General features: G+C 47.3%; 17 protein-coding genes. 13 read left to right on the top strand and 4 right to left on the bottom strand.

Annotated elements, in window-relative coordinates; all coding sequences use genetic code 11:
• Positions 1–9: 9 nt before the first annotated feature.
• From JaK3_RS08380 to fabI, 3 genes are read right to left on the bottom strand one after another with little or no spacing between them, the layout of a single operon-like run.
• A complete protein-coding gene (locus tag JaK3_RS08380) occupies positions 10–894 on the bottom strand; it encodes an HTD2 family dehydratase (RefSeq protein ID WP_068323407.1) in 885 nt (294 codons plus the stop codon).
• A 22-nt stretch (positions 895–916) separates the two neighbouring features.
• Positions 917–2,245 carry a chromate efflux transporter gene (gene chrA / locus JaK3_RS08375; protein ID WP_068323404.1) on the bottom strand — a complete coding sequence of 443 codons (1,329 nt, stop codon included), beginning with the start codon at positions 2,243–2,245 and terminating at the stop codon, positions 917–919.
• Positions 2,242–3,027, bottom strand: a complete 786-nt coding sequence (fabI, locus tag JaK3_RS08370; RefSeq protein ID WP_068323402.1) for an enoyl-ACP reductase FabI — start codon at positions 3,025–3,027, stop codon at positions 2,242–2,244. The genes chrA and fabI overlap by 4 nt, the downstream gene beginning before the upstream one ends.
• Before the next feature lie 50 nt (positions 3,028–3,077).
• On the opposite strand from fabI, the gene JaK3_RS08365 reads away from it, so the two are divergent.
• The 5 genes from JaK3_RS08365 to JaK3_RS08345 all read left to right on the top strand — a co-directional run bounded on the left by JaK3_RS08365 (position 3,078) and on the right by JaK3_RS08345 (position 9,474).
• A complete protein-coding gene (locus JaK3_RS08365) occupies positions 3,078–4,946 on the top strand; it encodes an extracellular solute-binding protein (protein WP_068323397.1) in 1,869 nt (622 codons plus the stop codon).
• 11 nt (positions 4,947–4,957) lie between these two features.
• On the top strand, positions 4,958–6,022 hold the full coding sequence (locus JaK3_RS08360; RefSeq protein ID WP_205627523.1) for a microcin C ABC transporter permease YejB: 1,065 nt from the start codon (positions 4,958–4,960) through the stop codon (positions 6,020–6,022).
• Positions 6,019–7,044 (top strand): ABC transporter permease, encoded by a 1,026-nt coding sequence (locus JaK3_RS08355; RefSeq protein ID WP_068323391.1) that lies wholly within the window; start codon positions 6,019–6,021, stop codon positions 7,042–7,044. Before JaK3_RS08360 ends, JaK3_RS08355 begins: the two co-directional genes overlap by 4 nt.
• Entirely contained in the window at positions 7,041–8,678 is a 1,638-nt protein-coding gene (locus tag JaK3_RS08350; RefSeq protein WP_068323386.1) for an ABC transporter ATP-binding protein, read from the top strand. The genes JaK3_RS08355 and JaK3_RS08350 overlap by 4 nt, the downstream gene beginning before the upstream one ends.
• 148 nt (positions 8,679–8,826) lie before the next feature.
• Entirely contained in the window at positions 8,827–9,474 is a 648-nt protein-coding gene (locus JaK3_RS08345) for a C40 family peptidase (protein WP_068323376.1), read from the top strand.
• A 29-nt stretch (positions 9,475–9,503) separates the two neighbouring features.
• Here the strand turns inward: JaK3_RS08345 and JaK3_RS08340 are convergent, their stop codons facing one another.
• Positions 9,504–10,373 carry a patatin-like phospholipase family protein gene (locus JaK3_RS08340; protein ID WP_068323373.1) on the bottom strand — a complete coding sequence of 290 codons (870 nt, stop codon included), beginning with the start codon at positions 10,371–10,373 and terminating at the stop codon, positions 9,504–9,506.
• 241 nt (positions 10,374–10,614) lie between these two features.
• Here JaK3_RS08340 and scpB point away from each other — a divergent pair, with 241 nt between their 5' ends.
• From scpB to typA, 8 genes are all read left to right on the top strand, one after another.
• Positions 10,615–11,343, top strand: a complete 729-nt coding sequence (scpB, locus tag JaK3_RS08335; RefSeq protein WP_082786417.1) for an SMC-Scp complex subunit ScpB — start codon at positions 10,615–10,617, stop codon at positions 11,341–11,343.
• Between the two features lie 6 nt (positions 11,344–11,349).
• Complete coding sequence (locus JaK3_RS08330) at positions 11,350–13,125, top strand: pseudouridine synthase (RefSeq protein ID WP_068323367.1); 1,776 nt, start codon at positions 11,350–11,352, stop codon at positions 13,123–13,125.
• A 173-nt stretch (positions 13,126–13,298) separates the two neighbouring features.
• Positions 13,299–13,790 carry a ribosome maturation factor RimP gene (gene rimP / locus JaK3_RS08325; RefSeq protein ID WP_068323364.1) on the top strand — a complete coding sequence of 164 codons (492 nt, stop codon included), beginning with the start codon at positions 13,299–13,301 and terminating at the stop codon, positions 13,788–13,790.
• Positions 13,787–15,268, top strand: coding sequence for a transcription termination factor NusA (gene nusA, locus JaK3_RS08320; protein ID WP_068323361.1), 1,482 nt, complete (start codon positions 13,787–13,789; stop codon positions 15,266–15,268). Before rimP ends, nusA begins: the two co-directional genes overlap by 4 nt.
• Positions 15,269–15,281: 13 nt before the next feature.
• Positions 15,282–18,041, top strand: coding sequence for a translation initiation factor IF-2 (infB, locus tag JaK3_RS08315; RefSeq protein WP_068323360.1), 2,760 nt, complete (start codon positions 15,282–15,284; stop codon positions 18,039–18,041).
• Positions 18,042–18,046: 5 nt separating this feature from the next.
• On the top strand, positions 18,047–18,415 hold the full coding sequence (gene rbfA / locus JaK3_RS08310) for a 30S ribosome-binding factor RbfA (RefSeq protein ID WP_068323359.1): 369 nt from the start codon (positions 18,047–18,049) through the stop codon (positions 18,413–18,415).
• 3 nt (positions 18,416–18,418) lie between these two features.
• Complete coding sequence (truB, locus tag JaK3_RS08305) at positions 18,419–19,330, top strand: tRNA pseudouridine(55) synthase TruB (protein ID WP_068323348.1); 912 nt, start codon at positions 18,419–18,421, stop codon at positions 19,328–19,330.
• Between the two features lie 47 nt (positions 19,331–19,377).
• Positions 19,378–21,195 carry a translational GTPase TypA gene (gene typA / locus JaK3_RS08300; RefSeq protein WP_068323346.1) on the top strand — a complete coding sequence of 606 codons (1,818 nt, stop codon included), beginning with the start codon at positions 19,378–19,380 and terminating at the stop codon, positions 21,193–21,195.
• The last annotated feature ends 22 nt before the right edge of the window (positions 21,196–21,217 follow it).

Below are 21,217 nucleotides of genomic sequence, written 5' to 3'. Positions count from 1 at the left end.
AGTGTTTGATTAAGCTAGTACGGCAGTGGCTTGCATCGTGAGCCAACCTTCATGATCTTGCGCCCAAATCGAAATCGTTTTTCCGCTGGGATCTTTTTCCAAATCTGGCTTGGCATTCACTTTAAAAATATTGATGTCAAAAGTCGGGCGAATAGCGCGGAACTCAAAACTCTTCAGCTTGCAGCCTGGAATGCTTTGGCGTACCAGATCAACTAATAAGGTTGCAATCAACGGTCCATGCACAATTAAGCCAGGATAGCCTTCAACCTCCGTAACGTATTTACGATCGTAGTGAATGCGATGACCGTTAAATGTTAGTGCTGAATAGCGAAACAGCAATACATCATCTGGCGTAATTGTTTTGCTCCATTTGGCATCAGTTGGTGCGGAAGTAGGGGCCACGGGCTTGTCGTCTGGTCCAGGAGCATCGCGATACACGATGTCATGTTCTTCTATGATTGCTAAGCCATTTTGATTGGAGATCTTGTGATTGACTAAAACGAAAATCAAATCACCAGTGCGACCTGCTTTATGAGTGACAGATTCAATTGTGGAAACCCGTTCAATTTCATCGCCAACAGCTAATGGTTTTAGCCATTCAATACGACTACCTGCCCACATGCGACGTGGCAATGGAACGGGAGGTAAAAAACCGCCACGTTTTGGATGACCATCAGGGCCTATTTCAGATTCGCGGGCATGAGGTAGAAAGTACAGCCAGTGCCACAACTCCGGCAAAAAAGTACCCTTGCTGGGCGCGGGATCTTCGCGATCCAAGGTGGCTGAGAGGGCGCGCACTGGCGCTGATGTAACTGTGTCTTGAAATGACTCCGTTTTACCGAGCCATTCTTGCAGATGAGTGATGGTTTGAGGTTCGATTCGCATAACTTCCATTATGCCAATCTTGGAGAAAAATTCACCCCATCAAGATGGAGATGTAATGAAAGAGTAATCCAGCTAAGGCAGAACCACCCAATACTGTGAGAACACCCTTTTGAAATTTAAATAAGGCTAATCCAGCCAGGGCGCAGATCAAGATCGAGATCCAAGAAATCGAGCCGCTAAAGCCTCTCGGTAAAAAGACGTGATAGGCAAAAAAGAGACCCAGATTGGCAATAACACCAACTACGGCTGCAGTGATGGCGGTCAGTGGCGCTGTAAAGCCCAGTTTGCCGTGAGTTGACTCAATGAGTGGTCCACCAACCAAGATAAAAAAGAAGGAGGGCAAGAAAGTAAACCAAGTAGCAACGCATGCACCCAGCACGCCAAACCAAAAAGGATTGCTAGCACCTATCAAGTGTTGAATATGTCCCGCAAGGTAGCCAACAAAAGCAACCACCATAATCAACGGTCCTGGGGTGGTTTCGCCAAGCGCCAGGCCATCAATCATTTGGTTAGCGCTGAGCCAATGGAAGTGATCAACGGCGCCTTGATATACGTAAGGAAGAACTGCATATGCACCACCAAACGTCAGAAAGGCGGCTTTAGTAAAGAACCAGGCTATCTGAGGATATAGGGTCTTCCAGCCGAAGAGTAAGACTAGAGCGCCTATAGATAGCAACCAACAACCCAGAGCAATCAAAGAGTGGCGAATCATTTTTTGATAATGAAATTGCGCATGCTCCGGAGTGGGAGTGTGATCATCAATAAGCGCGCTACCATATCCGCTAGTTTCTTTACTGCTATGGGTATTTTTTTGTTGAAAATATTCTGGATATTTTTTGCCACCCCAATAGCCAATAGCAGCAGCAATCGCCACGATGATCGGAAAGGCGAGATTGAGAATAAAGATAGCCAAGAAAGAACCCAAAGCAATCCATTGCAATACTTGGTTATGAATGGTGCGTTTACCAATACGTACTGCAGCGTGTAATACGATTGCAGTGACTGCTGGCTTGATGCCAAAAAAGATCGCTGCAATCCAAGGTACTTGTCCGAATGTGAGGTAAACCCACGATAGGCCAATCAATATGAATAAAGAGGGCAACACAAAGAGTGTTCCTGCCAGAATGCCGCCCCAGCTGCGGTGCATCAGCCAACCTATATAGGTCACCAGCTGTTGAGCCTCAGGCCCGGGAAGGAGCATGCAGTAGTTCAGCGCATGTAAAAAGCGCCGCTCAGAAATCCAGCGACGCTTTTCAACTAACTCTTGATGTAGAACGGCGATTTGTCCTGCCGGCCCACCAAAACTAATGAAGCCCAGCTTGGCCCAAAACTTCAGGGCCTCGCGTAGTGGAACACTCAAACTTCGTCCATTCCGCCAACTACTTGGCTAAAGCCGTTATCAACATAAATGATTTCAGCAGTAATACCATTTGCCAAATCAGATAACAAGAATGCTGCAGTGTTGCCCACATCATCAATGGTGACATTGCGACGCAGTGGTGCAGTTTGTTCAACTGCTTCCAAAATCTTGCTAAAGCCTTTGATGCCAGACGCTGCCAAAGTTTTAATTGGGCCAGCAGAAATTCCGTTAGCACGAATGCCTTTAGGGCCAACTGAGCCAGCGAGGTAACGCACGGAAGCTTCAAGAGAAGCTTTGGCTAAACCCATGGTGTTGTAGTTTGGAACATTCTTCATCGAACCCAAATAAGTCAGGGTGAGTAAAGAGGATTTATCGCGCAACATTGGTAAAGCCTCTTTTGCCATTGCTGGGAAGCTATATGCTGAAATGTCATGGGCAATCTTGAAGCCCTCACGAGAGAGGCCATCTAAGAAATCACCGGCAATTGCTTCGCGCGGTGCAAAGCCAATAGCATGAACGAAGCCGTCAAATTGAGGCCAGGATTTAGCCAAATCCTTGAAAAGTGCGCTAATTTGCTCATCGCTGCCCACATCACAGTCAAAAATCAGGTCGGTATTGAATTCTTTTGCAAAATCAACGATGCGGTCCTTAAAGCGTTCACCCACGTAGGTAAAAGCTAGTTCAGCGCCTTCGCGGTGGCAAGCCTTGGCAATGCCATAGGCGATAGAGCGGTTTGAGAGGAGGCCGGTAATGAGGATTTTTTTGCCGGAGAGAAAGCCCATGTTGTGTCCTTTGCTTCAAATATGATTAGCTATCTACAATTGTTGCATATATGCCCACCCTAAAACCCATTCGCCAAATTGCCCATTTCCTGCTGCTAGCGCTGCTAGTGGGGCTAGGACTCAATACGGCCATGGCTGGACAGGGCATTGCGCAATACGGTAAACCCAAATATCCCGATGGATTCGCCCATTTTGATTACGTGAATCCGAATGCCCCTCGGGGTGGCACCTTGGTATTACCCAATCCGGGGCAAAGAACCAGCTTCGATAAATTTAATCCGTTTACGTTGCGCGGCATTACTGCCCCAGGTATTGATTTGATGTTTGAATCTTTGGCCGAGGGAAGTGCTGATGAGGTATCCAGTATTTACGGGTTATTGGCTGACGATATTCAGGTGGCTAAAGATCATAAATCCGTGACGTTTCATATTCGTTCGGAAGCGAAGTTTTCTGATGGTAGTCCAGTACTAGCAGCTGACGTTAAATATAGCTTTGATACTTTAATGAGTGGTAAGGCCCACCCACGCTACAAGACAACTTTTGCTGACATTAAAGAAGCAGTAGTTTTGTCTGAGCGCTCCATCCGCTTTGACTTTAAAAATGACAATGCAGAGTTACCAATCTTGGCGGGTACCTTTCCAGTGTTCTCACGTAACTGGGGTAAGCGGCCCGATGGGTCGATGATCCCATTCGAGAAGCTTGCCTTTGAGGCGCCGATTGCAAGTGGCCCTTATTTGATTGAGTCTTTTAAAGCTGGCAAGTCGATTGTCTATAAAAAGAATCCAAACTATTGGGCCGACCAACTCAGTAAGCCACTTAACGTGCGCGTTGGTTTTTATAACTTTGATCGCGTGCTGTACAAGCTCTACAGCGATGATGCTGTCAGGTTAGAAGCCTTTAAAGCAGGGGAGTTTGATGCTTTAGTCGAGTATCGCGCCAAGATTTGGGCCAAAGGCTATGTTGGCTCAAAGTTTGATAAAGGTATTTTGCTGAAAAAGGCATTCCTCAATCACAACGGTGCTGGGATGCAAGGTTTTGCAATGAATGTACGCCGCCCAATCTTTAAGGATGTGCGTGTTCGCGAAGCCTTGGGGTATGCCTTAGATTTTGAGTGGCTCAATCGTCAGATATTTTTTGATCAATACAGTCGCATCAATAGCTACTTTACGAATAGCGACTTAAGTGCCAATTTTGACGGCCCTCGCAAACCAACTGAAGCTGAGTTGAAATTACTTAAACCTCTGAAAGCTAAATATCCACAATGGGTTCCAGATGCTGTCTTTGATCCAATGCCTGCGGCGCCATCAACTAAGCCGCCTGGAAGTTTGCGTCAGAACCTAAAGAGAGCAAGAGAGCTTCTCATGCATGCGGGATGGCAGTATCGCGATGGCGCATTGCGCAATGAAAAGGGCGAGCCGTTTCGTTTTGAGATCGTGGAGGATGGCGGTTTCTTCTTGAGAGTCATTTCTGCGTATGTTCGCAACTTAGAGAAGTTGGGAGTGCAGGTCGATATTCGTACGAGCGACTTTGCCTTGCATCAAAAGCGTATGAACGAGTATGACTTTGATATGACCACCGTACGATTCCAGGATTCTCAAAACCCAGGTAACGAGCTCTGGGATCGCTTTGGTAGCCAAGCTGCCAAAGAAAAAGGTTCTGATAACGTGATTGGCGTGCAATCACCTGTAGTCGATGCCTTAATTGATGAAATTACCAAGGCGCAAAATCGTGAACAGTTGAGAACTGCTACTAGAGCGCTTGATCGTGTCTTGTGGAATAGTTATTACGTAGTCCCTCAGTGGTACAACCCAACCCATCGCGTTGCCTTCCGTCATGAGATGCGCTACCCAGAGCCACCTTTGTACTATTCAGCTGAACTGTGGATCATGCAAAATTGGTGGAAAGAGGAGTCTAAATAATGCAGGGTCAAATGCGCGCCTACATCTTCAAGCGTTTGCTCTTGATGATCCCAACAATCTTGGGTGTGTTAACACTTACCTTTGCCGTAGTGCAATTTGTTCCAGGTGGTCCAGTTGAGCAAATGGTGTTGGAGTTAAAGGGTAAAGGTAGTGCAGCCACAGGCGGCTCAGAGTCATCGGGCTCTGGTGCAACCTATCGTGGTCGTCAAGGTGTTGATGCACAGCGTCTAGAAGAGGTGAAGGCCTTATATGGTTTTGATAAGCCACCTCTTGAGCGTTATTTCATGATGTTGGGTCGCTTTGCTAGATTCGATTTAGGTCAAAGTTATTACCAGCACGAAAGCGTTTGGCGTTTAGTGGTTTCAAAATTACCGGTATCAATCAGCATCGGTTTATGGACTTTCTTTATTACCTATTTAGTTTCTATTCCTTTGGGTATTGCTAAAGCGGTACGAGACGGCTCACGCTTTGACGCTATCACTAGCAGCATGATCCTTGTGGGTTATGCGATTCCGGGATTTGTGTTGGGCGTCCTATTGCTAGTAGTCTTTGGTGGAGGGAGTTTCTTACAGATCTTCCCGTTAAGAGGTTTAACTTCTGATAACTGGAGTGATCTGAGCCTCATTGGTAAGGTCATGGATTACTTGTGGCATTTGGTATTGCCAATTACTGCATCTGTTCTGGGAAGCTTTGCAGTAGTGACTATGTTGACCAAGAATTCATTCCTAGAAGAAATTCGTAAGCAATACGTCCTGACTGCACGCGCAAAGGGTCTTACAGAAAAGCAAGTTCTTTGGAAGCATGTCTTCCGCAATGCTCTCTTGCCACTGGTAACGGGTTTCCCTGCAGCGTTTATTGGTGCATTCTTTACGGGCTCCTTATTGATAGAGACCTTGTTCTCCTTAGATGGGCTTGGCTTGCTTTCGTACGAGTCAGTGATGCGCCGTGACTATCCAGTCGTATTTGGCACTCTCTACTTATTCACCTTAATTGGTTTATTTACGAAGTTAATTTCTGATCTTTGTTATGTCTACATAGACCCACGCATTCAGTTTGGTGCGGGAGGGGGTTCATGAATCGTTGGCAACGTTTTAAAAATAGCCGCATGGGCTATGCCAGCCTGTGGATCTTTATGGTGCTCTTCGGTTTATCGATGTGCGCCGAGTTGATTGCCAACGACAAGCCTTTGGTAGTTCGTTACGAGGGGCATTTCTATTTTCCAATCGTAAAAAGCCAACCAGAAACCGTGTTTGGTGGAGACTTCGCCACGCCGACTGATTTCTTGGATCCAGACATTCGTCACAACATCACGAGCAACGGTAACTGGGCAATTTACCCACCGATTCATTACAGCTACGAGACGCTCAACTATTTCTCTAAAGTGCCTAACCCAGCGCCTCCTTCTTGGGAAAACTGGCTCGGTACGGATGATCGCGGGCGCGATGTTTTGGCGCGACTCATCTATGGCTTTCGCCTATCGATACTTTTTGGTTTAGCGCTCACGATTGTTGGTGTCACTGTGGGCATCATCACTGGATCCTTGATGGGGTTCTTTGGTGGTAAGTTTGATTTGATTTCTCAGCGACTGATTGAGATTTGGTCGGCTATGCCAGAGTTGTACTTGCTCATTATTTTTGCTTCGATCTTTAACCCCAGCGTTTCCTTGCTCATCATTTTGCTGGCTGCCTTTGGTTGGATGGGCTTATCAGATTACGTGAGAGCGGAATTCTTCCGCAACCGCGCTCTGGAGTATGTGCGTGCAGCTCGAGCCTTGGGTTTAACAAATGTACAAATCATGTGGCGCCATATTTTGCCCAATAGCTTGACGCCGGTAATCACCTTTTTACCGTTCCGCATGAGTGCGGCCATCCTCTCTCTAACGAGTTTAGATTTCTTAGGCTTGGGAGTGCCGCCAGGTACGCCAAGCTTGGGTGAGTTGTTATCTCAAGGCAAGAGCAATCTCGACGCTTGGTGGATCTCCTTATCCACCTTTGTGGTCTTGGTAGCAACCTTGCTGCTATTGACCTTTATGGGCGAGGCATTACGTAACGCATTTGATTCTCGTAAAGCAGGCTTGATGAGTGGAGGTCGCTCATGAGTTTGCTGCGCTATGAAGATCTGTGTATTTCTTTTGGAACAGGTCGTCGCGAAAAGTTTGCCGTCAATCATCTTGATTTAGAAATCGGTATAGGTGAGCGTGTTGCCCTTGTCGGTGAGTCTGGTTCTGGTAAGACCCTGACTGCGCTGGCGCCTTTGAGACTTGAGCCAGAGGGCGCGAAAGTTTCTGGAAAGATTCTCTGGAATGGAAATGACGGGAAGGGCGAAGTCGATTTACTTTCCATGTCCATTCAAGACATTCGGGAGATTCGTGGCCGCGAAATTGCCATGGTGTTTCAGGAGCCAATGACGGCTTTGAACCCACTGTTTACCGTAGGCAATCAAATTATTGAAGCAGTGCAGATTTATCAGCCATTGATCTCTAAAGCAGATGCGATGGATGCGGCGGTTGATTTACTGCGCAAGACAGGCATTCCTGAGTCTGAGCGCCGTTTTCATTCCTATCCACATCAACTCTCTGGCGGTCAGCGACAGCGCGCCATGATTGCCATGGCTTTGGCATGCAAGCCACGCCTTCTCATTGCAGACGAGCCTACAACAGCATTGGATGTGAGTTTGCGTTTGCAGATTTTGGATCTACTCAAAGAGCTACAAGAGGAATCTAAAGATGATGGCGGCATGGGAATTTTATTGATTACCCATGACCTCAATTTAGTAAAACACTTTGCGCAGCGTGTGGCTGTCCTGAACCAAGGCAATCTGATGGAGTCTGGATCAACGAAGCAAGTGTTTGAACATCCCGAAGATCCATACACTCGCGCTTTGGTAAACAGTGAGCCTGTGCGTGACTTAGCACCGCTGATGCCATTGGCTCCAGTGCTGCTAAAAACAGAAGAGCTATCAGTAGCCTACCCAAGCTCTGAGTCAGCGTCTTGGTTTAAAAAAGCACCGCCACATAAAGTTCTGAAAAAAGTCAGCTTCTCGCTAAAGCAAGGTCAAACCATTGGTGTAATTGGCGAGTCTGGCTCCGGCAAAACAACTTTAGGTATGGCGGTCTTGGGTTTATTGGGTGATTCCGCTGCAGAGGTATCTGGTGATGTTGATGTGCTTGGCAATGATTGGCAGAAACTAAAACCTGTGGAGAGAAGGGCGCTTCGCTCGAGCTTACAAGTGATCTTCCAGGATCCATTTGGATCGCTATCACCGCGCATGAATGTATTGCAAATCGTTTCAGAGGGTTTGGATGTGCATTTTCCACGGCTGTCGACAGCAGAACGAGAAACTCGTGTGGTCGATATGCTCAAAGAGGTTGGTCTGGATCGTTCGGCGCTTTTACGTTATCCCCATGAATTCTCTGGTGGTCAGCGACAACGTATTGCGATTGCACGAGCGCTCATCCTGCGCCCTCAAATTTTGGTTCTGGATGAGCCTACTTCCGCGTTAGATGTTTCTATTCAGAAACAGGTGCTCGCCTTATTGACCGAGCTGCAGAAAAAGTACAACTTAGCCTATCTGATGATTAGTCATGATTTGGCTGTGATTAGGGCAATGTCACACGAGGTCATGGTTCTCAAGGGTGGCAAAGTAGTGGAGTTCGGTGATACCGAAACCCTCATAAAGCATCCCCGCCAAACCTATACCAAAGAGCTTTTTGCAGCAGCAGAGCTTACTTAGGCAGGTTTGGAGGAGAGGACTAAATCCCTGCTAAATGGGCTAATTTAGTGCATTTGCCCCTATTTAGTAAAAATTTATCTTTATAAACAAGGACTTAGGTCTAAATTGAAGACTTGGTAAATTATGGGTTCTTTGTTAAACTGAACAGATGTCATTGAAAAAAACAATGCTTTCTAAACTCCTAGGCTTTGGTCTGGGTGCATTCATTTGCGTATCCGCTTATGCGGCAGACCCTGTGGTCGAGCCAAGCGCAGATGCAGCTGTGCCTAAAGAAAGCATGTTCCAAGCAGGGCGCTCTTACATTGCCCGCGTTTCTGATCGATTGGCAGATACCGTTACAGGTAAATCAGAAGAGTTAATCAACCGCGCGATGGAAGTGATTGGCGTGCGTTATCGCTGGGATACAGAACTGCCACAGTCTGGATTAGACGGCAGTAGTTTTGTTGGTTATGTCTTCAAAGACAAACTTGGATTTTTATTGCCACGCAAATCTACTCAGATGAGTCGTGTTGGCAAACCCATTACTCGTGAAGAGTTGCAGCCAGGTGACCTCGTATTCTTCAACACCATGCGTTTAACTTTTTCTCATGTTGGTATTTACGTGGGCGATAACAAGTTTATTCATTCACCTTCCAAAGGTACGAATGTCAGAGTCGATGATCTCGGTAGTCTCTACTGGGATAAACGTTTTGATGGCGCGCGCCGTTTAGATGGTAGCGACAACCTCAATGACTCAGAGCGTCAAGAACTTCTCAACGAAGTCAAAAATCTTAAGCGTAAGTCACGCAATCTCTAAGACAATAGGGCTGATAAGCCTTATAAATACTAGCCTTTCAGCTTTTCCTTAATGAGCGCCATTTGTTCTTGTGCTGCAGCTTCGCCTGCAAGAATAGCTGCGTTTCTGGATTTGAAATCCCCGCCACCCATTTGTTTTAATTGCGGTTGAATCACAATGTCAGCACTTTTTAATTCGTACTGATTGATACTTCGCTGCATGATGGAAATGGTTTGCTGTAAGACGCCAAGAGTTCCGCTGGCATCTTGATGAACCGGCTCAGAAGATATATTGACCGCAATTACTAAAGTTGCCCCCATTTGTCTTGCATAGCTAACAGGTACCGGTGCCACTAAGCCACCATCTACATATTCTTTGCCGCTAATCACTGCTGGCTGAAAAACGCCTGGTACGCTGCAAGAGGCCCGCACTGCTAAGCCGGTGTTGCCCGTTCTAAATAAAACACCTTTGCCTGACTGTAATTCCGTAGCAACAATGCCCAGGGGTATGCGCATTTGTTCAATAGATTTGTTTTGCACCTCTCGGTTCACCATGTTTTGCAGGGCATCCCCTTTAATGAGTCCCCCAAAACGGCCTGCAAAAGGGAGTCCCCAGTCAGCAATGGTGGCCTCATCTAGGTTGAGGGCCAAGCGATTGAGTTCATTGCCGCTGGCTCCTGAGGCTAATAGGGTGGCAATCACGCTACCAGCGCTGCTGCCAACAACAATATCGGGCCTAATGCCTTGGGCTTCTAAAGCTTTAATAACACCTACATGAGCGAAGCCTCGGGCTGCACCAGCTCCCAAAACCAAGCCAACAACCGGTTTTTTGCTGCTCATAAGACTGCAGGAGCTCAAGCCCGCGCCCCCAAGAATGGTGCCCACACCAATTCCAAGGTTCAGGAACTTGCGACGCTCCATATAGGCAGGGGCTCCAGATGTCAGAAAAAGGGGTTTGGTATATTTCTTATGCATGTGGCTATTGTATTGAGCCTACCTTATAATAGGTGCAAGGTGAACGAAAAGGACTTCGTTTCAGCGCGGGCATATTCCAATAAGAACTGATGAGATGGATTGTCCGTAGTCGCTAGAGAACACCAAAACCCATTACTAAATACATTTTTAAAGCCTAGTCAGGATGATTCCTGGTAGCCCGACTTTTATGGACGATCACAATAAGCGCGTAATTGAAACAGCCCTCCTGTGCGCACAGGAGCCACTCACCGTTGCTGATTTGTCTCGCCTGTTTGTTGAAGACATCACTACGGCAGATATCGATGAAGCATTGGTCGAGCTGCAACGCGCTTGGGACGACAAGGGTATGGAATTGGTTCATATCGCAACAGGTTGGCGCTTTCAGAGCCGTCTGTCCATGCGTGAGTACCTCGATCGCCTTACACCTGAGAAGCCGCCTAAGTATTCACGTGCAGTCATGGAGACCTTGGCCATCATTGCTTATCGCCAGCCAGTGACTCGTGGTGAGATTGAAGAGATTCGCGGTGTAGCAGTTAGTAGTAATGTGATGAAGCAGTTGGAAGACCGCGGTTGGGTTGAAGTGATTGGCCATAAAGAAACAGTTGGCCGCCCTGGTTTATATGCAACCACTAAACAATTTTTAGATGATCTCAGTCTGACCAATTTACAAAGCCTGCCAGTTTTAGAAGACGCTGCGCCAATGGCGGCTGCAGAACAATTAGGTCAAGCAGTGATGGAATTTGATCCGTCTGCAACCGTAGAAACAGTCATCATTGATGGCGAAGAACAAGCAATTGAAGTAGAGGCTTTAGAAGTAACTGAAATCACAGTAGAAGAAACAGTGATTGAAGAGACCGAAGAACTTACAGAAGAAGTTACCCCTGAGTCTGAAGACAAACCAGACGAAACAAAATAATTATTAATGACAAGCTCTAACGAAAACGATTCATCCCCGGTAGTAAATCCATCGGCAACTCCATCTAATGCAGACTCTGCACCATCAAATGCTGATGGTCAGAAGACTGAGGGTGGAGGGCGCGCAGAACGTGGTGATCGTCGTTCGCGCCGTCAAGGCGCTGGTGGCAGTAAATACCCATTCAATAAAAAGCGCCCTTTTAATAAAGACCGGCCACGCCGCGAGGGTGGTGAAGGCAATGGTTCGCGTGAAGGCGGCAATCAATCTGCCAAATTAGCCCCTAACCCAGCTGAGAGCGAAGCTTTGTTTGCCTCAGTAGTATCTGGTGAGTTTGATGCAGCTTTAGATGCCCCGGAAGTTGAAGAAGTTAAAAATCCTGATGGTGTCAATGAGAGTGAAATCTCTCATCAAACTGGAGCAGAGCGTCGTGCGCAACGCGCACAACGTTCGCGCGAAGATGAAGATCCGGATGCACCAACAGAAGAAGAAATGAGTAGTTTGCAATTTGCAAACGTAGATGACTTGCCTTTGAGTTTGCGTGATGAAGTGTGGTCAGATCTTGATGGTTTAGATGACGACGCGGATGACGAAGACACCGTTAAATTGCATAAAGTATTAGCTGACGCCGGCATGGGATCACGTCGCGATATGGAAGACTTGATTATTCAAGGACGTGTTTCTGTAAACGGATTACCAGCTCATATTGGTCAACGTATTGGACCAACAGATCAAGTGCGTATTAATGGCAAGCCAGTTCATCGCAAGATTCAGACTAAGCCGCCGCGCGTGATCATGTATCACAAGCCTGCCGGCGAGATCGTAAGTCAATCCGATCCAGAAGGCCGCCCAACTGTATTTGATCGTTTGCCAAAGCCACGTCAAGGTCGCTGGATTGCAGTTGGACGTTTGGACTTTAATACTGAAGGACTGTTGTTATTTACTACTTCAGGTGAATTGGCGAATCGTTTGATGCATCCGCGTTATGGTGTTGAGCGTGAATACGCTGTTCGCATTTTGGGGGACTTGAGCCAAGAAAACACAGCGCTATTAAAGAGTGGCATTACGCTTGATGATGGTCAAGCTAAATTCTTACGCCTAGCAATGGGCGGTGGTGAAGGCGCAAACCGTTGGTACCACGTTGCATTAAATGAAGGTCGTAATCGCGAAGTGCGCCGCATGTTTGAGGCGGTTGGTCATACGGTATCTCGCTTGATCAGAACTCGTTATGGCATTTTCTTGTTGCCTCCACGCTTACGTCGTGGCAAATGGGAAGAGATTGAAGCTGGCGGCATCTATAACTTGATGAAGTCTGCAGGGTTAAAAATGCCTCAGCCACAAGATAAGGGTCGTAACCCTAATCCTAATAGTCGTGATCGTCGCCCGATGGGTGAAGATTTCCAGCCGGATCCAATGCAAACCTCAGTTTCTTACTGGGGCTCCCGTGACGCCTTAACCCTTGCTAGCGGTCACAACGGCCTGACTCATCAAGGTAGGGGTGGCAAACCTGGTGGTGGCGGTGGATCTGGTGATGGGCGCGGTCCTTTCCGGGGTCGTACGCAAGGCGGAAGGCCGGGTCAGGGCGGTCAAGGTGGTCGTGGAGGCCAGGGCGGCGGCCAAGGCCAAAACCGTAGTAAAGGCGCCAAAGTTCATCATGGACAGTCCGCATTTGTGACTGGAAACCCTCAAAGCCCTGGAAATGGGCCCAAAAGAGGTGCACCAAAGGGACGTAAGCCATTCAATAAAGGACCAAGAAAACCGCGAAATCCGGGCGAAAGCTTCTGATTTGTATCGGTTTTCTGCCAAATAGGCTATAATTTTGGTCTTACAGCAGGATTCTGCTGTTTTTAGTGGTTACCGACTGATGTTGCGATCAACGTAAGTCGGCCTGTTCTGAATTTCGAGAATATGGGCTTTGAAGCCCATTTTTTTTTGCCATTTTGGTATGAAGGGGTGTCGTGAAGGATCAGCAGGTTATTTCTGCAGAGCTGGAAAACTTAGGTTACACGCTAGTTGAGATTGAGCGTGAAGCCGGAGGTTTGCTGCGCGTCACGATTGAAAACCCAGATTACGAGCGCTTGATTACGGTATTAGATTGCGAGAAGGTCAGCCATCAGTTGAGCTATACCTTGCCGGTTGAAAATATTCCATATGAGCGCTTAGAGATTTCATCTCCAGGATTGGATCGTCCGGTAAAAAGTGCCGCAGATTATGAGCGCTTCGCTGGAATGCAAGTGGATTTGAAGTTGCGTGTTGCTGTTGGCAATCGCAAGAATTTTCGTGGTGAGTTGCAAGGTTTGTTGAGTGGTGAATTGAATTCACCGGATGCAAAGTTTGGTTTGGTATTTGAGGGTGCTGATGGTCAGCCTTCTCAATTGGAGTTCTCTTTAGCCGAGGTCGATAAGACTCGGTTGGTCCCTGTTATTGATTTCAAAGGAAGAAAGTCATGAGCCGAGAAGTTCTCATGTTGGCAGACGCGCTAGCGCGTGAAAAGAACGTTGATCAAGCTATCGTTTTCGAGGCGTTGGAGATGGCTTTAGCCTCTGCAACCAAGAAGCGTTATGCCACAGAAGACGTGGATATCCGCGTTTCGATTGATCGCGAAACTGGTGAATACGAAACCTTCCGTCGCTGGTTGGTAGTTCCAAACGAAGCCGGTTTGCAAGAGCCTGATAAAGAGATTCTGCAATTTGAAGCACAAGAACAACTTGCCGACATGGAAGTTGGCGACTATATCGAAGAGCAAATCGAATCTTTAGCTTTCGGCCGTATCGGCGCACAAGCTGCTAAGCAAGTGATCTTGCAACGCATTCGTGATGCTGAGCGTGAACAAATTTTGAACGACTACCTTGAGCGTGGCGAAAAAGTCATGACTGGTACCGTAAAACGCGCTGATAAGAACGGCCTCATTATCGAATCTGGTCGTGTTGAGGCGTTGCTGCGCCGCGATCAAATGATTCCAAAAGAGAACTTACGTTCTGGTGACCGCGTACGTGCTTACATCCTCAAAGTGGATCGTGAAGCTCGTGGCCCACAAATTGAACTCTCACGTACTTGCCCAGAATTCTTGATCAAGTTGTTTGAGAATGAAGTTCCAGAGATGGAGCAGGGCTTGTTAGAGATCAAAGGCGCTGCCCGTGATCCTGGTATCCGCGCAAAGATTGCTGTTATTACTTATGACAAACGTATCGACCCAATCGGTACTTGCGTTGGTGTACGTGGCACACGCGTTACCGCAGTGCGTAACGAAGTAGCTGGCGAAGCAGTGGATATCGTGTTGTGGTCTGAAGACCCAGCGCAGTTTGTGATTGGTGCTTTGGCTCCAGCCCAAGTTTCTTCTATCGTGGTTGACGAAGAGCGTCACGCGATGGACGTAGTAGTTGATGAAGAGAACTTGGCAATCGCGATTGGCCGTAGTGGACAAAACGTTCGCTTGGCGAGCGATTTGACTGGCTGGCAGATCAACATCATGACTCCTGAAGAGTCTGCTGAGAAAACTGAAAAAGAGGCTTCTACTGTACGCCAATTGTTTATGGACAAATTGGACGTAGACCAAGAAGTGGCTGATATCTTGATTGAAGAAGGCTTCAATACATTGGAAGAAGTGGCTTACGTGCCATTGTCTGAAATGTTAGAAATCGATTCTTTTGACGAAGACACTGTGAATGAGTTGCGTACTCGTGCTCGTGATTCCTTGTTAACGATGGAGTTGGCAAAAGAAGAGCGTATTGGCGAAGTTTCACAAGACTTGCGTTCCTTAGAGGGAATGACCACAGAGTTGATTGCGAAGCTTGCTGAAAATCAAGTACATACCCGTGACGACCTTGCTGAACTGGCTGTTGATGAGCTGGTTGAGGCGACACAAATTGACGAAGAAACTGCGAAAACGCTCATCATGAAAGCGCGCGAACATTGGTTTACTTCATGAGAGGAAGTAGTGCATGGCAACAACAGTAAAAGTACTCGCTAAAGAATTAAAACGTACCGCGCCAGACCTCTTGGAGCAGTTGAAGGCGGCCGGTATCGAAAAAGGTTCTGAGGACGACAGCATTACCGAGAAGGACAAAACTGTCCTACTCGAGCACTTGAAAAAAGCGCATGGTAGCGCTGATACAGGCGCGCGCAAAAAGATTACTTTAATCAAGCGCGAAAGCTCAGAGATTCGTCAAGCAGACTCTGCTGGACGTACTCGCACTGTGCAAGTTGAAGTACGTAAAAAGCGCGTACTCGTTAAGGCGGGTGACAAAGCTTCTGAGCCGGCGGCACAGGAAGCTCCGGCGAAAGCGGCAGCTAAAGCTGCGCCAGCTAAACCAGTTATTTCTGAAGAAGAATTAGAGAAACGCGCAGCCGAGGCAACTCGCCAAGCTGAGTTGCTAGCTCGTCAAGAAGCGGAAATGAAAGCGGCTGAAGAGGCGCGTCAAAAAGAAGTTGCCGCTCCAGTAGTGAAAGAAGTTGCTCCTGTAGATAATGCTCCGGATGCTGCTGCAGTTGCCGCAGAGAAAAAGGCGACTGCTGACAAAGCTGCAAAAGACTTAGCTGCAACTAAGGAAAAAGAATTAGCTGACATTCGTGTACGTCGTGCTGCCGCTGAAGCGGAAGCTTTGGCGATTCGCGACATGATGAGTGCTCCTGCTCGTGTTCTGAAGGCACCAAGTGAAATTGCCGCCGAAGAAGCGAAAAAAGGTACTTTGCATAAGCCTGCAAAAGTTGAAGGTGCTGATGATAAGAAGAAGGCTGTTACCAAAGTTGGCGGCAAGACTATTAAATCTTCTGAAACATCATCCACATGGCAAGAAGAAGGCGCCAAGAAACCTGGTGGCTTAAAAACTCGTGGTGATACATCTGGTGGTGTTGGTGGTTGGCGTTCAGGTGGCGGCCGTAAGAAGCAGCGTCAAATCGCTGAAGCAAACGTCGACACAAACTTCCAAGTGCCTACTGAGCCAGTAGTACGCGATGTTCATGTTCCAGAAACGATTACTGTTGCTGAGTTAGCTCATGCAATGGCAGTGAAGAGTGCAGAGGTGATTAAGTTATTGATGGGTATGGGTCAAATGGTCACCATCAACCAAGTGCTTGATCAAGATACTGCAATGATCATCGTTGAAGAAATGGGTCACAAAGCCTTTGCTGCGAAATTAGATGATCCAGATTTGGACCTCGGCACTGACGGTCATGATGCAGAGTTATTGCCACGTCCGCCAGTTGTAACGGTGATGGGTCACGTTGACCACGGTAAAACATCTTTACTCGATAAGATTCGTGCAGCGAAAGTCGCTACCGGTGAAGCTGGTGGCATTACCCAGCATATTGGTGCGTACCACGTAGAAACTCCACGCGGCATGATTACGTTCTTGGATACTCCGGGTCACGAAGCCTTTACGGCAATGCGTGCTCGCGGTGCTAAAGCAACTGACATCGTGATCTTGGTAGTAGCTGCTGATGACGGCGTGATGCCACAAACTAAAGAAGCGATTCACCATGCAGTAGCAGGTGGCGTACCTTTGGTAGTTGCAATCAATAAGATTGATAAACCAGAAGCAAATTCTGAGCGCGTTAAAACAGAATTGGTCGCTGAGCAGGTTGTTCCTGAAGAATACGGTGGCGATGTGCCATTTATTCCAGTGTCCGCTAAAACAGGTGAAGGCATTGATGCTTTGCTAGAGAACGTTCTCTTGCAAGCTGAAATTCTGGAACTCAAGGCTCCTAAAGATGCGCCAGCCCAAGGTTTGGTCATTGAGGCGCGTTTGGACAAAGGTAAGGGCCCAGTTGCAACCATCTTGGTTCAATCTGGAACGCTTAAGCGTGGCGACATGTTGCTAGCAGGCTCTACATTTGGTCGTGTACGTGCGATGTTGGATGAAAACGGTAAGCCTTGTAATGAGGCTGGCCCATCAATTCCAGTGGAAATCCAAGGTTTGTCAGAAGTTCCTGCTGCAGGCGAGGCGGTGCAAGTAGTCCCTGATGAGCGTAAAGCTCGTGAGATTGCATTATTCCGTCAAGGCAAGTTCCGTGATGTGAAGTTGGCTAAACAGCAGGCATTCAAGCTTGAAACCATGATGGAAAACATGGAAGAAGGCGCAGTTGAAGCTAAGTTGTTACCGCTGATCATTAAGGCAGACGTTCAAGGTTCACAAGAAGCTTTGGCTCAATCATTAATGAAGCTTTCTACTCCAGAGGTGAAGGTGCAAATCGTTCACGCTGCTGTGGGCGGCATTACTGAAACTGACGTTAACTTAGCGGTTGCCTCTAAGGCAGTGATTTTTGGATTTAACTCTCGCGCTGATGCCGCTGCACGTAAGTTAGCCGAGAACAATGGCGTTGATATTCGTTATCACAACATTATTTATGACGCAGTTGATGAAGTGAAATTGGCTCTGAGCGGAATGTTGACACCAGATAAGAAGGAAGAAATCACTGGTCTCGTTGAGATTCGTCAAGTCTTCTTGGTATCAAAAGTTGGCGCAATTGCTGGTTGCTTGGTCGTTGACGGTATCGTTAAACGTACTTCAAGTGTTCGTCTCTTACGCGATAACGTGGTTGTTTGGACAGGTGAGCTTGATTCCCTCAAGCGCTTCAAAGATGACGCGAAAGAAGTTCGTGCCGGTGTTGAGTGTGGCTTGTCATTAAAAGGCTACAACGACATCAAAGAAGGCGATCAGCTCGAGGTGTTTGAAATAACTGAAGTTGCACGTTCACTCTAAGCAATATGCATAAGACTAGCCCGCATCGCAACCAGCGTCTCGCCGATCAAATTCAGCGAGACCTGGCCGAGCTCATTCCTCGTGAATTGCGCAGTCCAAGCTTAGGTTTGATTACTTTGCAAAGTATCGAGCTCACGCCGGACTTAGCGCATGCCAAAGTGTTCTTTACTGTTTTGGGTGCTGAGCCTGAACATGCTTTAAAAGCGCTCCAGGAAAAAGCGGGTTACTTACATTCATTGCTGTTTAAACGTTTGCACATTCATACAGTGCCTACATTGCATTTTCACTATGACAGCTCAGTTGAGCATGGCATAGAAATGTCTCGTTTGATCGATCAGGCAGTCGAGAGCGATCAAAAAGACGAGACTAAGTAATTCATGGCCATTAGAATCGACGGCGTAGTGCTGCTAGATAAACCTGCTGGAATGAGTTCACAGGGGGCAGTTACTGCCGTCAAGCGCGCTTTTAACGCTGATAAAGCAGGGCACACCGGTACTTTAGATCCGATGGCTACTGGTCTGCTGCCTATCTGCTTAGGTGAAGCTACTAAGTATTCCCAAGACTTGCTCGAGGCTGATAAAACTTATATTGCCCAAGTGAAATTTGGTTCACGCACTGATACAGGTGATGCAGAAGGCCAAATTATTGAAGAGTTGCCTTTACCAGCATTCTCAAGTGATGCAGAAATAAAAGCCGCCTTAGATGCGCTGCTACCTAAATTTACTGGTGCCATTTCTCAAGTACCGCCAATGTATTCGGCTTTGAAGCGTGATGGCAAACCTCTTTATGAATATGCTCGTGCTGGTGTTGAATTAGAACGCGCACCACGTGACATCATTATTCACTCCATTCGCTGGACTAATATCAACTGGCCAGAAGCTACTCTAGAAGTGAGTTGCAGCAAGGGCACCTATATTCGTGTTCTGGCTGAAGATATTGGTAACGCGCTGGGTTGCGGTGCGCATTTAGTGGGCTTGCGCCGTACTGAAGTAGGGCACCTAACTCTCGAGCAGTCTTTTACGATCGAATCAATCCAAAGCGGCCTACAAAATACTGCTGACTATATATTGCCAGTAGATGCGCTCTTACAAACATTGCCACACCTCACGGTGGATGAGCAACAGGCTAAGCGCCTGGAGATGGGGCAACGTGTTCCGCTCAATTTACCTTCTATCGAGGCATTAGTTCGCATCTATCGCGCAACTGCTGCTCCCCATAACTTTATTGGTACTGCTGATTGGCGCTCTGGAGTTTTACATCCGAAACGCTTAATTTCGCAGGCACATTAAACATTATTTATAACCCTTTTACTTATCTTTAACTTTAGAAGCTTCACATGACTAAACGCGCACTTCGTAACATCGCCATCATCGCCCACGTTGACCACGGTAAAACTACTTTGGTTGACCAACTCTTGCGCCAATCTGGCACATTCCGCTCCAATGAAAAAATGACCGAACGCGTCATGGACTCAAACGACTTGGAAAAAGAGCGTGGCATTACTATTTTGTCTAAGAACTGTGCGGTTGAGTATGACGGCACACATATCAACATCGTTGATACCCCAGGACACGCGGACTTCGGTGGTGAAGTAGAGCGCGTACTTTCTATGGTTGACGGTGTATTGCTCTTGGTTGATGCGGTTGAAGGCCCAATGCCACAAACCCGTTTCGTAACCAAGAAAGCCTTGGCTTTAGGTTTGAAGCCAATCGTTGTTATTAACAAAGTAGACCGCCCAGGTGCACGTACTGATTACGTTATCAATGCAACTTTTGAGTTGTTTGACAAATTAGGCGCTACTGAAGAGCAGTTAGACTTCCCGGTTGTCTACGCTTCAGGCTTGAATGGCTACGCTGGCTTGACTGATGATGTTCGTGAAGGCGATATGCGCCCATTGTTTGACACAGTGTTAAAGCACGTTCCAGTTCGTGATGACAATCCAGAAGGTCCTTTGCAGCTGCAGATTACTTCGATTGAGTACAGCACATACGTAGGTAAGATTGGTGTTGGCCGTGTTAACCGCGGAACTGTTAAGCCTTTGATGGACGTTGTATTTATGGATGGTCCTGACGGCGTTCAACGCAAAGGCCGTATTAACCAAGTATTGAAATTCCGTGGCTTAGAGCGCGAAATCGTTGACGAAGCGCAAGCTGGCGATATCGTATTGGTAAACGGTATTGAAGATTTGGCTATCGGAACAACAATCTGCGCGCCAGACGTTCCAGAAGCATTGCCAATGCTCAAGATTGACGAACCAACCTTGACCATGAACTTCATGGTGAACACTAGCCCGTTGGCTGGTCGTGAAGGCAAGTTCGTTACTAGCCGTCAGATTCGTGAGCGTCTTGACCGCGAATTGAAGTCAAACATGGCTTTGCGCGTTAAAGAGACTGATGATGACACTGTATTTGAAGTGTCTGGTCGTGGCGAATTGCATCTCACTATTTTGGTAGAAACAATGCGTCGTGAAGGTTACGAATTAGCAGTTTCTCGCCCACGCGTTGTGTTCCATGAGGAAGATGGCGTGAAGATGGAGCCGTACGAGAACTTAACGGTTGACGTTGAAGATACAACCCAAGGCGCCGTGATGGAAGACTTAGGTAAGCGTAAGGGTGAATTGCTCGACATGGTGAGTGACGGTAAAGGTCGTACACGTCTTGAGTACCGCATTCCTGCACGTGGCTTGATCGGCTTCCAAGGCGATTTCATGACCATGACTCGCGGTAATGGTTTGATGAGCCATACATTTGATTCATATGCACCAGCTAAAGACGGCATCTTGGGTGAGCGTCATAACGGCGTATTGATTAGCCAAGATGATGGTGAAGCAGTTGCTTACGCTTTGTGGAAATTGCAAGACCGTGGTCGTATGTTCGTAAGCCCTGGCGATCCTTTGTACGAAGGTATGGTGATTGGTATTCATAGTCGTGATAACGACTTGGTTGTGAACCCTATTAAGGGCAAGCAATTAACCAACGTTCGTGCATCTGGTACTGACGAGGCGGTTCGCTTGGTGACTCCAATTGCTATGAACCTGGAATACGCTGTTGAATTTATTGATGATGATGAGTTGGTTGAAGTAACGCCAAAGAGTATTCGTATTCGTAAGCGCTACCTCAAGGAGCATGAGCGTAAAAAAGCCTCACGCGAATAAGCTAGCTTTGCTACACAACAAA

The organism is Polynucleobacter yangtzensis, assembly GCF_001595965.1.
Taxonomy (GTDB): Bacteria; Pseudomonadota; Gammaproteobacteria; order Burkholderiales; family Burkholderiaceae; genus Polynucleobacter; species Polynucleobacter yangtzensis.
Note: the sequence above shows the minus strand (reverse complement) of the source record. Positions and strands in the feature narration are given on the sequence as shown.

Excerpts from the sequence above, each read along its gene's own strand:
- JaK3_RS08380 (WP_068323407.1), bottom strand. The coding sequence starts at position 894 with ATGGAAGTTATGCGAATCGAACCTCAAACCATCACTCATCTGCAAGAA.
- fabI (WP_068323402.1), bottom strand. The coding sequence starts at position 3,027 with ATGGGCTTTCTCTCCGGCAAAAAAATCCTCATTACCGGCCTCCTCTCA.
- JaK3_RS08365 (WP_068323397.1), top strand. The coding sequence starts at position 3,078 with ATGCCCACCCTAAAACCCATTCGCCAAATTGCCCATTTCCTGCTGCTA.
- JaK3_RS08360 (WP_205627523.1), top strand. The coding sequence starts at position 4,958 with ATGCGCGCCTACATCTTCAAGCGTTTGCTCTTGATGATCCCAACAATC.
- JaK3_RS08355 (WP_068323391.1), top strand. The coding sequence starts at position 6,019 with ATGAATCGTTGGCAACGTTTTAAAAATAGCCGCATGGGCTATGCCAGC.
- JaK3_RS08350 (WP_068323386.1), top strand. The coding sequence starts at position 7,041 with ATGAGTTTGCTGCGCTATGAAGATCTGTGTATTTCTTTTGGAACAGGT.
- JaK3_RS08345 (WP_068323376.1), top strand. The coding sequence starts at position 8,827 with ATGTCATTGAAAAAAACAATGCTTTCTAAACTCCTAGGCTTTGGTCTG.
- JaK3_RS08340 (WP_068323373.1), bottom strand. The coding sequence starts at position 10,373 with ATGGAGCGTCGCAAGTTCCTGAACCTTGGAATTGGTGTGGGCACCATT.
- scpB (WP_082786417.1), top strand. The coding sequence starts at position 10,615 with ATGGACGATCACAATAAGCGCGTAATTGAAACAGCCCTCCTGTGCGCA.
- JaK3_RS08330 (WP_068323367.1), top strand. The coding sequence starts at position 11,350 with ATGACAAGCTCTAACGAAAACGATTCATCCCCGGTAGTAAATCCATCG.
- nusA (WP_068323361.1), top strand. The coding sequence starts at position 13,787 with ATGAGCCGAGAAGTTCTCATGTTGGCAGACGCGCTAGCGCGTGAAAAG.
- infB (WP_068323360.1), top strand. The coding sequence starts at position 15,282 with ATGGCAACAACAGTAAAAGTACTCGCTAAAGAATTAAAACGTACCGCG.
- rbfA (WP_068323359.1), top strand. The coding sequence starts at position 18,047 with ATGCATAAGACTAGCCCGCATCGCAACCAGCGTCTCGCCGATCAAATT.
- truB (WP_068323348.1), top strand. The coding sequence starts at position 18,419 with ATGGCCATTAGAATCGACGGCGTAGTGCTGCTAGATAAACCTGCTGGA.
- typA (WP_068323346.1), top strand. The coding sequence starts at position 19,378 with ATGACTAAACGCGCACTTCGTAACATCGCCATCATCGCCCACGTTGAC.